Source organism: Mesobacillus harenae, assembly GCF_013343715.1.
GTDB lineage: Bacteria > Bacillota > Bacilli > Bacillales > Cytobacillaceae > Mesobacillus_A > Mesobacillus_A harenae.
In genome coordinates this window covers 337507-351485 of the sequence record NZ_JABUNR010000001.1, presented here as the reverse complement: position 1 = coordinate 351485, position 13979 = coordinate 337507, and the positions used below count along the sequence as shown (strand labels likewise).

The 13979-nt window shown below is 39.6% G+C and carries 13 protein-coding genes; all 13 read right to left on the bottom strand.

Features of this window, described 5'->3' with window-relative positions:
* Positions 1–52 precede the first annotated feature (52 nt).
* Entirely contained in the window at positions 53–835 is a 783-nt protein-coding gene (gene nadX, locus HRJ06_RS01615; RefSeq protein WP_174727720.1) for an aspartate dehydrogenase, read from the bottom strand.
* 15 nt (positions 836–850) lie between these two features.
* Positions 851–2296 carry an aldehyde dehydrogenase family protein gene (locus HRJ06_RS01610; RefSeq protein WP_174727717.1) on the bottom strand — a complete coding sequence of 482 codons (1446 nt, stop codon included), beginning with the start codon at positions 2294–2296 and terminating at the stop codon, positions 851–853.
* An 11-nt stretch (positions 2297–2307) separates the two neighbouring features.
* Positions 2308–4032, bottom strand: a complete 1725-nt coding sequence (locus HRJ06_RS01605) for a thiamine pyrophosphate-binding protein (RefSeq protein ID WP_174727714.1) — start codon at positions 4030–4032, stop codon at positions 2308–2310.
* A gap of 27 nt (positions 4033–4059) precedes the next feature.
* On the bottom strand, positions 4060–4851 hold the full coding sequence (locus HRJ06_RS01600) for an SDR family oxidoreductase (protein ID WP_174727711.1): 792 nt from the start codon (positions 4849–4851) through the stop codon (positions 4060–4062).
* A 26-nt stretch (positions 4852–4877) separates the two neighbouring features.
* Positions 4878–5792 carry a VOC family protein gene (locus HRJ06_RS01595; protein WP_174727708.1) on the bottom strand — a complete coding sequence of 305 codons (915 nt, stop codon included), beginning with the start codon at positions 5790–5792 and terminating at the stop codon, positions 4878–4880.
* 116 nt (positions 5793–5908) lie between these two features.
* Positions 5909–6442, bottom strand: a complete 534-nt coding sequence (locus tag HRJ06_RS01590) for a cupin domain-containing protein (protein ID WP_174727705.1) — start codon at positions 6440–6442, stop codon at positions 5909–5911.
* Between the two features lie 176 nt (positions 6443–6618).
* The gene (locus tag HRJ06_RS01585; RefSeq protein WP_174727703.1) at positions 6619–7899 is read right to left on the bottom strand and encodes an MFS transporter; all 1281 of its coding nucleotides are present in this window, start codon (positions 7897–7899) and stop codon (positions 6619–6621) included.
* Positions 7900–8275: 376 nt separating this feature from the next.
* Positions 8276–9067 carry an IclR family transcriptional regulator gene (locus tag HRJ06_RS01580; protein WP_174727701.1) on the bottom strand — a complete coding sequence of 264 codons (792 nt, stop codon included), beginning with the start codon at positions 9065–9067 and terminating at the stop codon, positions 8276–8278.
* A 94-nt stretch (positions 9068–9161) separates the two neighbouring features.
* Positions 9162–9956 carry an alpha/beta fold hydrolase gene (locus HRJ06_RS01575; protein ID WP_174727699.1) on the bottom strand — a complete coding sequence of 265 codons (795 nt, stop codon included), beginning with the start codon at positions 9954–9956 and terminating at the stop codon, positions 9162–9164.
* A gap of 125 nt (positions 9957–10081) precedes the next feature.
* On the bottom strand, positions 10082–10834 hold the full coding sequence (locus tag HRJ06_RS01570; RefSeq protein ID WP_174727697.1) for an ABC transporter permease: 753 nt from the start codon (positions 10832–10834) through the stop codon (positions 10082–10084).
* Positions 10835–10871: 37 nt separating this feature from the next.
* Positions 10872–11633 carry an ABC transporter permease gene (locus HRJ06_RS01565; RefSeq protein WP_174727695.1) on the bottom strand — a complete coding sequence of 254 codons (762 nt, stop codon included), beginning with the start codon at positions 11631–11633 and terminating at the stop codon, positions 10872–10874.
* Positions 11626–12435, bottom strand: a complete 810-nt coding sequence (locus tag HRJ06_RS01560) for an ABC transporter ATP-binding protein (protein WP_174727693.1) — start codon at positions 12433–12435, stop codon at positions 11626–11628. Before HRJ06_RS01560 ends, HRJ06_RS01565 begins: the two co-directional genes overlap by 8 nt.
* 76 nt (positions 12436–12511) lie before the next feature.
* Positions 12512–13528 (bottom strand): ABC transporter substrate-binding protein, encoded by a 1017-nt coding sequence (locus HRJ06_RS01555; RefSeq protein ID WP_174727691.1) that lies wholly within the window; start codon positions 13526–13528, stop codon positions 12512–12514.
* Positions 13529–13979 lie beyond the last annotated feature (451 nt).

The following is a 13979-nucleotide window of genomic DNA, read 5'->3' as shown; positions in this document are numbered from 1 at the left end:
TTTCAGAGTTTACTCCTGTTTATTCTAATTAAATAAAAGCTAAATTCATTGCTCAACCTACTTGAACCATCGCATCTCTATTTTTTAAAGCTGCTAGTACACTCAGCGCGGCTAAATAACTAGTTTTTGGATTATTGGGCATTGGAGCATTTTCCACTTTCAAGGTTAATTTCCCGAATGACCCTTTTGCTTCAATTAAGTGGCTGTTAGTTTTAACTGTTGGATCGGATATGATTTTTACAGATGTTTTATCTGGTCCCAAACCTGCTAATGACAAAATAATCGATACATTAATATTTTTAGGGAATAGCTTAATTGCCTCAGTAGCTGTTCCCTCAAACAATACGTGTTCTTTATCAAGTGGAGCACCAGGCAACGCCTGGGGTGGCTTTCTTGTAGTAATCGAAACGGCTTCAAGCTCCCCTGTTGATTTGGCTGCTTTTAAAACATCCAAGCCTCCTATTGCACCTGAAGGTAAATAGATTTTTGAAGAGTTCGACTTACAGATCCCTTCTATCCTCTTGTAAAAGTCCGATTCAGCCAAGGCTCCAACGCTGCTTAAAACTAAATCTTTCTGGCTTTCTAATATAGCAGCAGCGTGATCCTTGACCACTTGGACGGTGGCTGCTTCAATAACCATATCCGCATCGGATTCTATAATAGAGTGTATATCTTTAAAGACCTCTGCATCAAATTCTGCACCTAGCTGTTCTGCTGCCTGCTGGTTTCGTGTATAGATCGAGACAATTTTCGCTTCAGGTATGAGACCGTCAATATTGATGCTCTTAAGCAGGAATTTGCCAATGTTCCCGCCACCGATTAATGCTAATTTCATACGGAACCCTCCTTCCTAATCTGCAAAGCCATAAGAATCTGCAAAGAATTCCAGTCCGCAGTGTCTTGTTTCTCGGGATAGCCCGCTTTCTTTCAGGCCAGGAAAATCTAGATGAAGATCCTGGAAGACTGTATGGTTATTATGGAAGACTGCTCCCGCTTCCAGCCGGTCAGCAAGCTGCACAGCCACTGATTCATCTTCTGTCCATACCGAAGCCCTAAGTCCAAACTCGCTGTCATTCGCAAGCTTAACTGCTTCTTTCACGTCTGTAAACCTCAAAATCGGGATAACAGGTCCAAATTGTTCAGCTTGAACGATTTCACTTGATTGTCCTGCTCCAGTAATAATAGTTGGCAAAATATAAAATCCCTTATCCCAAGATTCTGGATCAAGCTGAATGCCTCCTGTAAACACCGTTGCACCAGTTTCTCCGGCCCGCTCGATAAGGCCTTTTACATAGTCATATTGAGATTTATTGTTTAAAGGTCCCATATCTACGTCTGGCTGAATTCCATTTCCTACCCGTAAATGTTGAAATTCCTTTTTAAGCTTTTGTACTAATTCCTCATATCTGGATTCATGAACATAGATTCGTTTGACTGCCGAGCAAACTTGGCCAGCTGCACGAAGAACTCCTAAACGAAGACGCTTAATGGCTTCTTCATCTAAGTTAGCATCTTCAAGTACAATTGCTGCATCATTCCCGCCAAGTTCCATATATATATTCTTTACGGTGCCTGATGCCGCCCGCATAATCTCTTTACCCGTTTGAGTGCTACCAACGAAAGCGATCGTCCGAACCGTAGGATTGGCACAAAGAGCATCCCCTATAATTTTGCCGGATCCGGTTACAACGTTTATAACCCCTTTAGGAAAGTAAGAAGCAACTACCTTTAAAAAGGTCATAATGGTTAATGGACAGCTTGTTGCTGGTTTTACCACAACTGTATTCCCAGCAAGAACGGCGGGAATAACCCGCTTAAACGTTAGGATCATTGGTGAGTTCCAGGGGGAAATGACTGCAGTTACTCCCCGAGACCGCTTGCGGATTTGAACCTTTTGATTACCAGGCAAAACTTCTGGCTTCCACCATTCGAGTAATTCATCCGCAGCTTCTCTCATTATATCCACACAGCGCAGCAGGTCTTTTTTTGCTTCTACTAACACTTTACCATTCTCACGAACTAGCAGAGTTACATTCTCTTCAACTAAGGTTTTTATTTCGTTAGCAGCCTGCCTCATTCGATCTGCCCGGTCTTTTATTTCACTTTGGGACCACTCTTCATATGCTAGAGCAGCCGTTTCAACGGCTTTGCTTATATGTTCTTTGGAGCATAAGGCCACTTCACCAACAACCTCATTATGGTCGGCTGGATTTATGACATTTGCAGTTTTATCAGCAGCAATCCAATCACCGCCAATTAAGTATTTCCCAGATACAAATGGATTTGTCGAAATCATTTTCATCCTCCTTATAACTTCTTTGGTTTAAACGCATCTGCAGCTCCTGGAGGTCCACCAAATGGCTTTGCCATTGGACCTACTGCATCCATGTCAACGACGATCATTGTCGGTTTGTTACTATCAACTGCTGTTTCCATGGCAGCTATGAACTCTTCTGGTGAACCTATGCGTGTTGCATCAAACCCCATGGACTGCCCAAGCTGAACAAAATCCGGGCTCAAAAGATCGACAGCAACTTGTCGGCCATAAGCAGCATCCTGGATGTTGCGAAGGACACCATAACCAGCATCGTCGAACAAAACAACAATCAAAGGAAGATTTTCTTGGGCAGCTGTCGCCATTTCGCCCACATTAACCATAAATCCACCATCCCCGGCCATTAACACTACTTTCCGGTCTTTGAAAGCCATTTGCGCCCCAATTGCTGTTGGCAAGCCTTGACCAATTCCTCCGCCTGATGCATGTATGGATGTTCTCGGTTCGTAAATTTCAAATAGCCGGCTTCCCCAAACATTTGCCTGAACGGTTACGTCCCGTACTAAAATCGCATTCCGTGGCAGCACTCTGCGCATCCCATCCATAATTTGCTCATATGGGCCAAGTGTTGCTCTTAGCTGCGTCCTGACTTCATCTCGTACGGACTTTACTTCTTCTAAGTACAGAGGATCAGCTTGAATTTGTTTTCTAACTAACCATTCATTAATCTTATTTAAAATTAATTTAGCGTCACCCACTAAGCCATAAGTAGCTTCATAGTTACGGTTGATTGCCTGCCAATCGGCATCAATGGATACATGTTCTTTTGGAACGGGTACTTTCCAATTCGCCGTTTCATTTCCTCTGAATCTTACACCAATACTAATAAGCAAATCTGAATCAGCCAATAACTTTTTTGTTGCTTCATACGCTGCAAAGTGCCCGATACACTGAGGATGGTCCTCAGGGATACTCCCTTTACCGGACTGGCTGGTAATAACGGCTGCACCAATTAATTCCGCAAGCTCTTGAACTTGTCTTGAGGCAGCTGAGGAAATGACACCGCCTCCTGCCCAAATGACTGGACGCTTGGCACTGCTGATTTTTGTTACTACCTCTTCAGGAAGGTATGGAATTGTATTATTTTCTGGAGCTAACATTCTGATTTCTTCTATAGAATGGTTAGGGATGATCGCAGATTGAAAATCAATGGGGATCTCAAGTGTTACTGGCCCTGAAGGTGCAGAGAAAGCATCCTGAATCGCCTGCCTGACAATCGCAGAGGTCTGTTCTGGCTTCCTTAAACGGATTGCTTTTTTACATGCCCCCTCCATCATCGAAAGCTGATCTTTACATTCGTGAATGTACCCTCTGCCAGTCCCTAAATATGGGGATGCTACCTCTCCAGTAAGATGCAATAGAGGAACACCGGCAGCCCAAGCCTCAATAAGCGAACCTGCTGCATTTCCGCTCCCTGTACCTGTGCTTGTTATGACTACTCCAAGGGTTCCTGTAGAACGAGCATATCCGTCTGCCATGTTAACAGCACCGCTTTCACCGCGTGAACAAACTAAATGAATGCTTCCTTCTCTTAAAATAGCATCGTAAATTGGCATATTATGAATGCTAACAACCCCAAATGCTACCTCTACACCAGCGCGGACTAACTCTTGTACAAGAGCATCTGCGGTGGTAAATTCCATTTCCATCTTATTTAATTCTGAAGGCTTTGTTTTTACTTGTTCTTGTTGGCTCATAGTTTATATTCCTGCCTTTATCTAGTATTAAAGCGCCTTGCCGAGCGCTCCCGCCGTTTCAATTGTGGAACCTGAGACATAACTTGCCTGACTTGATGCTAAAAACAGAATAACGCTCGCTACTTCCTCAGCTTCTCCAACACGCCCTAAAGGAATATTTCTCTTTTTTGCCAAATCTGCATAATATTCTTCAGGGTCCATTTCTGGTGCGTTCTTTTGTCTTCGACGCTCCCACTGGTCAGTACGGATCAACCCAAGACTAACTGAATTTACTAATATATTATCCGATGCTAGTTCTTGGGAGAGCGTCTTACTTAGATTCAGTAACCCTGCTCTAGTTGCTGCAGTAGCAATCATATGTCTTTCCGGCTCTTTGGCCAAGGTAGCATTGATATTAATAATTCTTCCGCTGCCTTGTTTAACGAGATGCTTGTGCACAGCACGCACAGCATAAATGATAGCAAAGTATTTCAGCTGAATCTGTTGCTCCCATTGTTCATCTGTAACATCAAAAAAGTGCCCCATTACACTTTGGCCAGCCGCATTTACCAGGATATCGATTTGATGGAAACGAGCCGCCGTTCCTTCTATAAATGCATTGACTTCTTCCTTATTCGTTACATCACATGTAGCGGCATAAATTGATTCAGCCTGCCCGTATTTTAAGAGGTGATCATTTGCTTTATTTTTACGTCCCTGGTCTCTTCCACACACAGCAACTTTAGCACCCTCCTGAAGGAACATCTCTGCTGTCTTTAAGCCAACTCCTGATGTTCCCCCCATAATGACTGCTACCTTGCCTTTTAGTCCTAAATCCATCTTGACACCCCCTCTTGTTAAGCCCTTTAAAGTATTGCTTTTACGTTAACCCAGCCTGGGTCTGCTGCCCCGCCCATTGCTGCGCGGGCTTCAGGTGTTGGCGGTCCTGCAATGCCCCACTGATCCATTAAATGAGGAACTCGCTTCCAAACTCTGGCTCTCCATTCATTTTCATCTTCAATTGTTTCGAGGTAACAAGTATATTCCATAACAAAATTTGACGGATCTTGAAAATAACAGAAAATGTTGTCTCCAGGTCCATGGCGTCCAGGTCCCCAAAGCTCTTTATAACCTGCTTTTCTTACATTGCTGATCCCTCTCATAACTTCATCAACCGTATCAACTTCATAGGCAATATGGTTAACCGAAGCATGAACATCTTGATTAAAGGCAATTGAATGATGTTTTCGATTACAGCGTAAGAACGACATTTGATGCTCGCTCCAATCAGTGACTTTAAACCCAAGAACGTTTGTATAAAAGTCAGTAATCATATCAATATCTTTTGTATTCATTACCACATGATTAAGCTTAACTGGATCAACATTTTTCTTATTCCAAAACGAAGTATGGATTTCCACCCATGCCGATAACTCAATACAGCGATTTTCAGGGTCAACAAATCGTAATCCGTATCCTTTTCCCTCTTCATCCAAATATCCTGGTGGTGAAACAATTTTCACACCCTTAGAAGCCAGTATTTCGGCTGCCCGATCTACAGCATTTTTATCAACCATTCCAAAGGCAATATGATGGAGCCCTCTTGTTTCCCCAGCATGTAGACTTAGAATATGGTTCTCAGGGCCTGCACCTCTAAAATAAACAGAATCATTATCTTGAGCAACTTTATCTAAACCCCAAATATTCTCATAAAATCTAGATTGCTCTTCTAATATAGGAGTGATCAAACTAATATGCCTTAGATGAGTTATTCCTAACATAGCTACACCTCCACTTTACTTTTAAAAGTAACAAGGATGATCCCGTGATCAATTAAGAGATCATCCCTGCCCAATCTCAAACATTTACCTTAGCTTCAAGCAGTCACCTTTGCGGATTATTTTCCGATAATAGCGTTTCTTTCTTTAGCCCGCTGGATACGAAGTTCTTCAAGTGCACTGCCTTCAGGGTACGTAGGCAAGTTCGGTTTAACAGCACCGAGCATAACAAGCATCAAAGCTTCTTCGTCTCCGTCGTTATGGATTCCACGGTGCACTCCTGGAGGGGAACTGATGCAATCTCTTTCATTTAACCGAATTTCATGAATCTCATCCTTGCCTACTTCTTGAATTAACGCTTTTACACTTCCCTTAAGAATAAAGAAAACTTCTTCAACGTCATCATGGAGATGAAGCGGTCCAACACACCCTGGAGGAAGTACCATTGTGCTTAATGTGAAGTGTTCAGCAGCAATAACATTTGAATCATTATTAGCCGTTGCACCGCGGCCAATATACCTCATTTGAGCTCTTTTGTATTTTGGATCCACTTCTTCCTGAAACTTTAAAACATTCCAATCAAGAGTACGATCTTGTAACCTAGCAACATATTTTTTTTCAAATGATTGTAAATCGAATTTTTCTTCTGACATGAAAATCACTCCCAATTTTTGTTTTGTTTTATATATAAAACAATGTTTTTCTTACATGTTAATTTTAATTCCCAATACTATAATTGTCAATTATAAATATTGAGAATATTTTAAAAACGACACATATTAAAGTTTAATAAGAAAATAAACCGGCCGCACAACCTTGCTTAGATCAGTTAAACACCAAGCTCCTCAAGGGGCGCTTTTCCAATGCGAATATCCCCTGCCTCTTTTTTTAGTGCGAATAAATAAGCAATAAACCCAAGACCTGCAGCAAATATCAGCATAATAATGGAGGGTCCAAAATCTCCTCCAGCTGTATCCCGCATCCATCCCATGATATAACTGGAAAAACCGCCGAGAATATTCGTAAAGCCCATTAAGCCTGCAGCACGTCCTGATGTTTCAGGTGTTGAGTATTTAACAATAAATAAATTACTTAAATGAAAGACTCCGCCCTGAGCACCCATAGCCAATCCCATGGAAATCCCTGCAATAACTGGATGCGGGACGACTATGGCAATAGCTAAAAACAATGCTGTCAGGCTAAATAAAATGGTGGCAAGCAAGCTTGGACGCTTTGTTTTATCTGCTAAAAATCCGCAAGCCAGTACAAATCCAAGTGCAAAAAGCCAGGATAAAGAAGTGATTCCAGTCATCGCTTCCCTTGAGAAACTCTTAGCTTCTACTAAATAAGTAGGCAGCCAAATGCTGATTCCAAAAAACAAAAACGAGGACATCAGCATACCAAACCAGACAATCCAATAGCGATAATCCTGGGTGAAATTTTGTTTTGGTTTAGCCTCGTCCTTGGGATCAATTTGACGGATATAAGCTAACTCCTGTTTATCCAGTCCTGAGTGTTCTTCAGGTGTATCTCGAGTCAGAAATAAAAACATAGGGAGCACAATAACAAGATTAAAAGCAGCAAGAGCAAAGAAAGCAGCTTCCCAGTGCACAGCAGCAATAATCAAAGTTAATAAAACAGCACCAATAGCAGGGCCTAAATAGTTTCCTGAGAGCCAAGAAGCTTGAGCTCTGCCAAGTTCACGATGGTTAAACCAGCTAGAGATAAATTTGCCGCAAACTGGAATCATCATTCCTTCGCCAAACCCTAGAATGACACGACTCACCACAAACATTTCATAGGTAGTTGATAATCCAGCTAGGATCATCGTACTCGTCCAAATGAACAGTCCGATAATTGCGGTCTTTCTAGCTCCAAGTTTGTCTATAATGTAACCCCAAAACAGATTAGAAATGGCGTAGGAAATTGTAAAGATAAAAGTTATAAAGCCAATTTTTGCGTTCTTATCTGCACCAGTTAAACCTAGGTCTGTCAAGAACCCCGGGTCGGTCTGGATAATCGAGATGCCCAGTTTGTCAATTTGTCCAAAAAACCAAAAGAAAAAAATAGGAACTGCTATATAAAGCCATCTTTTATTGTCTTTAAGCATACTCAGCCACCCCGTGTTTTTGTTTTATATGTACCCCTATGCTTAACTCTTCCTCCTTTTAATTTGTAGGGATGTTTTATATAAAAAACATATTTTCTAAAATTTTATAATCTTTAGATAACTACGTCAACACTAAAATTTTAATTTCACCTTACCTAGTTCTATCAATTCTTTCTTCTTTAGATAGAAGTTCGCACCTTACTATCTAATCGCTTCAACCGAGTTTCTTCTTTATGCAATGAAACATTTGAAAATTATCAGCCACTAACGATCTAATCGTTGAGTAAATGGCAAAAATAAAGAACACCCTGGATTTCTTACATCTACAGGCGGGTGTTCTTGTACTTAACTGTTAAATTAAAGTTTATATCTGATTTTATCTCCGATTAAAAGAGTGACCCATAAAACCAGAAAGTTTATTAGAGGTTTCTAATACTTTCGGAAGAGCAACATTTTCAATAAATTCCTGATGAAATGTTTCTTCTGTTGCCACGACATTAATAGCAGCCATCACTTTACCACTGCTGTCGAAAATAGGTGCAGCAACAGACTGGATGCCGTGGTGAAACTCACCTTTGGAAATCGAATATCCTTGTTCTCGGATAGTATTTAATTCTTCCAAAAAAGCAGCCATGTCGGTCTGTGTTTTTTCTGTATATGACTTTAATTGAGATCCATAAATAATATGATTTAATTTATCGACTGGCAGAAAAGCAAGCAATAGTTTACCGTTTGCTACAGCATGTGCAGGAATTCTAAGTCCAATATTCACATTTATTGCAGATACTCCTCTTACTGGAGCACTCCCAACATAGACCACTTCATGATCATCTAATATGGATAAGTGACATGATGCTCCAGTTATATCTCTTAATTCTTCTAGGTAAGGCTGCGTTATTTCTGGCAGTTTTAAGCTGCTCAAGAATGCAAAGCCCAATTCAAGAACCTTGGGAGTTAGATTATAACGCTTCGTGTCTTCATCCTGATGCAAGTATCCCATTGTTTGGAGAGTATATAATAACCGGTATGGAACGGTCCGGCTAACATCAAGTTCTTTTGCGATTTCTACTAATGATAATGTCGGTTTCTCTTCATTAAACAGTTTTAATATTTCTAATCCTCTTACAAGAGAGTTTGCATTATATCGTTCATTTTCAGCTTTTGCCAATGTTTACACGTCCTTACTGCTACTATCATCCACATTACAAATCTTATATTATTTTAGTATGATTTTCTATGCCTAAATAAAGTTTTCCTTCTTTTTATTCAAAATTATTCAGAAATTCTGTAATTGAGGAGTTAAAAGTAGCAGGGTCTTCCTGGTAGCACAAATGGCCAGTCTTTGGAATAACTACAAGCTGCGAATTAGGCAAATGCTCGTGAAAGATTTGTGACTCACTTACCGGTGTTGCCTTATCAAGCTCACCACAAATAATTAGAGTAGGTATTTTAATAGAAGAAAGAGAATTCATATTATCCAAATGGAACAGCGAATAAGCAACCGAGCGGTATCCCATTGGTCTTATCTGGGACATAATCCTTTCTGCTTCAGCCTTTACTTCAGCATCAGGATTCGGAGCAAGTAGTTCCTTTACTCTTAACTTTGCGATTTCTTCAGGTTTCAATGTCTCAATATTGTTCAAACGATTTCTTAGTTTTCTTTCATTTTCCTCATTACTATATCCAGCAGCCCCTCTAGTTGCATCTGCGATAATTAATGAATTCACCTTTTGCGGGTAACGGGAACAATAGTTTATAGCAATAGCAGAACCCATGGAGTGGCCCAATAGATTAACAGACTGATAGCCAAGCTGCTCTATAAACCCGTCTAAAACATCCGCAAATTGGCTAAAGTCCTTATACTCTTCCTTTGGGTCAGAACTATGGCCATATCCCGGGGCATCCCATGCAATTACTGTAAACTTACTTTTCAATCCTTCTAATTGTTTCTTCCATGATTGTGAGTTGTTCCCTAAGCCATGGAGTATGATAAGAGGCTTTCCTACCCCCTTGAGTTCGTAATAAATACTTAAGTCATTAACTTTGACAACTGGCATCTTCCCCCCCCTAACTTCTCTTTTTTATCGAAATAACATTTTAATACTACAACTTAATCGCCTAATACTGGCAGTTTTAAGGCACTTTCTCTATATCGGTAGCTGCAAAATATTTTACAGGTTAATCATTTCCAAAAAATAAACTTGTTTTGGATAAAGTCTAAAGAGCTACTAAGTATATATCCAACAATTCCTATTAACAAGACCATTGCCAAAACGTTCTCCTGAACAAGTGAGGAAGATAAATATACTAATTGGTACCCGATCCCCTCAGTAGAACTAATCATTTCAGTCAAAACAGCGATAATTAACGCTAATGGAATAGCCATTCGCAGCCCTGTGAAAATTGCAGGCGTTGTAGCTGGCAATAATACTTTCCAAAACATTTTACGATCGTTAGCCCCCATATTTTGAGAAGCCCAGATAAACAAATGATTAACTCGCATTGCCCCATAGTATGTACTTATAACAATAGGAAATAAGCATTCAAGAGTGATTAATAAAATCTTCGAGCCTGATCCGATTCCTAGTATAAAAACCAAAATAGGGTATAGAGCAACCCTTGGAATAGGATACCCAATCGAAAGCATTGGCTGGACCAATGTGTTCAAGAAATTGTATCTGCTCATCATTAACCCTAAAGGAACACCCAAAGCCGCAGCAATTAAAAAGCCAACAATTACTCGGTACATTGTAATTGATAGATTATCCCAAAAAATCGCTGAAACTACAATTTCAAGTAACACCCCAAACACGGAAAATAATGAAGGGAATAGCCTTTCAGGTAAAACTCCTACAAACGCAATAATTTCCCATAATAGAAAAAAAACTAAAATTGACTGATACTTGACCACTTTATCTACTACTTTTTTCAACATATTTTCACCTCTTTACTTTGGTGCTTAGGTAAGGAAACTAAGCCTGATTCAAATCCCACCACAATAATTTACTGCGAACTTTTAAGAGAATCCGGTCAAAAATAAAACCCAATACCGCGATAAAAGCTACTGCAGCAAACATGATATCTGTTCTGCCAACCAAATCAGCATTTAAGATTAAAAATCCAAGTCCAGCTCCATTAGATGCACCAATTATTTCTGAGGAAAACATCATAACAAACGTTAATCCGAGAGAAACTCTTAACCCATCAAAAATTTTGGGAAGTGTTCCTGGAAACACAACTTTATACAATAGTTGTAGCTGGGAGGCCCCCATGTTTTCGGCTGCCCATAAATGCACTTGTTTCATAGAACGTACTCCGTCTCTTGTTGCTACAAAAGTCGGGAAAAATGCTGTTAAGAAAATAATTAAAATTCGAGTCGTATCCGTCATCCCAAACCAGACCATTAAAATCGGCAGTAATGCAATTTTGGGAATGGGATTGATAGCATTTATGATAGGATCGAAGAAATTGCCAATTTTTTTGTAGTAACCCGCTAGAATACCCAGGCCTACCCCAATAATAATGACGACAACGAACCCGAACATTGATCGGTAAAGACTAGCTCCCATATGAGAAATAATCTCTCCGCTTTTTATTAAGTCCCACATAGCAGCTAAGATAATAGTTGGACTAGAAAGGTAAGTGGGAATCAATTGAAAATAGGCTAATCCTTCCCATAATAACATCACTACAATTATTTCGATGGCAGCTATTTTTTGAAATTTCTTATCCATTGACGACCTCCGACGTACTGGTTACTGGCTTATGGTGCTCCTCATGAAGAAGATCCCAAATATGATTTCGATAATCTCTAAATTGACTTGATTTATATAAACTCAAATCTCGTGGCCTATCAAACTTTATATCAATAATTTCAGTAATAGTTGCCGGCCTTCCGGAGAATACAATCACTCGATCACTTAAAAAGACAGCTTCCTCGATATCATGTGTGACAAACAAAACACTCTTTTGTGATTCACTCCAAATCCTTTGCAATTCGACTTGCATTTCCTCTCTAGTTTGAGCATCTAAAGCCCCGAACGGCTCATCCATTAATAATACATCTGGATTAAATGCCAGCACTCTTGCCAAGGAGACCCTTTGTCTCATACCACCCGATAATTGTGATGGTAGATGATTTCTAAATTCCCATAAACGCACTAGCTTTAAGAACCCCTCAACTATCTCTTTTCTTTTGGCTTTTGGAACTCCCTGAACCTCTAAGCCCCATGCCACATTATCAAACACGTTCTTCCATGGGAACAGAGCGGATTCTTGAAACATCATTCCCCGATCGGGACCGGGTTTTTCAACTTCTTTCCCTCTAATTCTTACAGTCCCAGCTGTTTTTTGAATAAAGCCTCCGACAATATGTAAAAAAGTACTCTTTCCACAACCACTTGGTCCGACAATGCTAACAAATTTCCCTTCTGGTATATCTAAACTAACATCTTGAATAGCCAGAACATCTTCATTTCCTGATGAATAAACTTTTCTGAGATTTTCAATTTGGATTGCAGGCATTTTGTTTTTCATATTAGTTAACCTCCTTGAAAGGATATATCAATTATTTATTTTTGGGAGGAAGCAGAGCTCCCTCCCAAAATTTTGTTTATTCAGCTGGCAGATAAGACTCATCCAGAAGTTCATTTAAATCAAGTTTAGACTTTAACCAGCCGTCTTCCACCATTATTTCTTGAATAGCTTTCCATCCCTCTTCATCTAAATAAGCAGAGTGGTTATAATCTGTCATCTCTACGTAAACCTCAGGTGTTGCTTGAATCTTTCCAGCATCGATTAGCTTTTGTCTAGCTTCTTCACCATTTTCTAAGTAGTAATCTACAGCAGCCTTATAATCAGCCAAGAAGTCTTTAACTGCCTTTTCATTAGCACTAATAAACTTAGGGTCCATGAATAAAACTAGAAAATCTTCATCTACTGGTACCCCAGTTTTTGAAGTGAAAACTGTAGTAAATTCCCCACTTGCTTCCGCTTCTGCAAAGAATGGCTGCGGGAACATCCCTACATCAATTCTTTTAGACTTAACTGCCTCTGTCATAGCGGGGATTGGAGTGATTGCAAACTTAACATCTTTATCTGGATCTAATCCTGCAGATCGTAAGGCATTTCTTGCCCATAAGTCAGCTGGTGCTTTGAAATCAGAAATACCAATCGTTTTCCCCTTAAGATCCTTTATATCCTTAATACCTGAATCCTTCAAAGCCATAAATGCAGTATTAAACCCTACATTTGGTGTGTCTTTTGTAACAACGGAAACAACCTTTAGGTCAATTCCTTGTTCGTGAGCTAGCATTGCAGCCCCTTGACCAAGAGATCCTGCATCAAGCTGTCCCGCTTGATATGCATTAAGTCGATCCGCATTTGCTCTAAATTGAGAAACATTTAATGTATAACTTTTTCCTTTGTTAGGAGCTATATTTTCATCTGCTATTTCAAGGAGCCAAAGTGTTTCTTCAGCCGCATATCCGCCGCCTAAGCGAATTTCAACAGGTCCTTCGCTGCCTCCACCTGATGAATCCTTTTCTTCTGTACTGCCTGATTGACTACAGGCTATTAAAAATCCGGAAATAAACAAAACTAGCAAACTTAACAGTGCATTTTTCCTCATAAAACATCATCCCCCATTATTCTGCAATTAATTTTTATTAAAGACTTGTTTTATCATGTGAGTAAAGGCCTATATTTGTTCGATCTGAACATAGTATCTTAGTCTAGTTTTAAAACAGCCTCCTTTAGTTATGTTTTGTATAGGTAACAGTGTTTCTTATATACATTGTAATTAAGTTGCATCAAAAAAGTCAACAGTACTTTTTAAATTTTTAAAAAATTAAGTTAAATTAATTTCTCATAGTTTGAGATTTTCATGATACTTAATGAGAATCTTTTTTACCTGTATAGGATCTGGTAATAAAACTACTAGATTAGTTATATCAATATAATAGCTTCATAAAACACACTTTAAATTTGATAAATAGAAACATTAGTAAGTATGATACTTTATTAAGCTCTTCTTTTGTTCCATAGATAAAAGCGCAAACGACTTCAGAACTAGAAAACCA

Coding starts and splice junctions, on each gene's coding strand:
- nadX (WP_174727720.1), bottom strand. CDS start 835: ATGAAATTAGCATTAATCGGTGGCGGGAACATTGGCAAATTCCTGCTT.
- HRJ06_RS01610 (WP_174727717.1), bottom strand. CDS start 2,296: ATGATTTCGACAAATCCATTTGTATCTGGGAAATACTTAATTGGCGGT.
- HRJ06_RS01605 (WP_174727714.1), bottom strand. CDS start 4,032: ATGAGCCAACAAGAACAAGTAAAAACAAAGCCTTCAGAATTAAATAAG.
- HRJ06_RS01600 (WP_174727711.1), bottom strand. CDS start 4,851: ATGGATTTAGGACTAAAAGGCAAGGTAGCAGTCATTATGGGGGGAACA.
- HRJ06_RS01595 (WP_174727708.1), bottom strand. CDS start 5,792: ATGTTAGGAATAACTCATCTAAGGCATATTAGTTTGATCACTCCTATA.
- HRJ06_RS01590 (WP_174727705.1), bottom strand. CDS start 6,442: ATGTCAGAAGAAAAATTCGATTTACAATCATTTGAAAAAAAATATGTT.
- HRJ06_RS01585 (WP_174727703.1), bottom strand. CDS start 7,899: ATGCTTAAAGACAATAAAAGATGGCTTTATATAGCAGTTCCTATTTTT.
- HRJ06_RS01575 (WP_174727699.1), bottom strand. CDS start 9,956: ATGCCAGTTGTCAAAGTTAATGACTTAAGTATTTATTACGAACTCAAG.
- HRJ06_RS01570 (WP_174727697.1), bottom strand. CDS start 10,834: ATGTTGAAAAAAGTAGTAGATAAAGTGGTCAAGTATCAGTCAATTTTA.
- HRJ06_RS01565 (WP_174727695.1), bottom strand. CDS start 11,633: ATGGATAAGAAATTTCAAAAAATAGCTGCCATCGAAATAATTGTAGTG.
- HRJ06_RS01560 (WP_174727693.1), bottom strand. CDS start 12,435: ATGAAAAACAAAATGCCTGCAATCCAAATTGAAAATCTCAGAAAAGTT.
- HRJ06_RS01555 (WP_174727691.1), bottom strand. CDS start 13,528: ATGAGGAAAAATGCACTGTTAAGTTTGCTAGTTTTGTTTATTTCCGGA.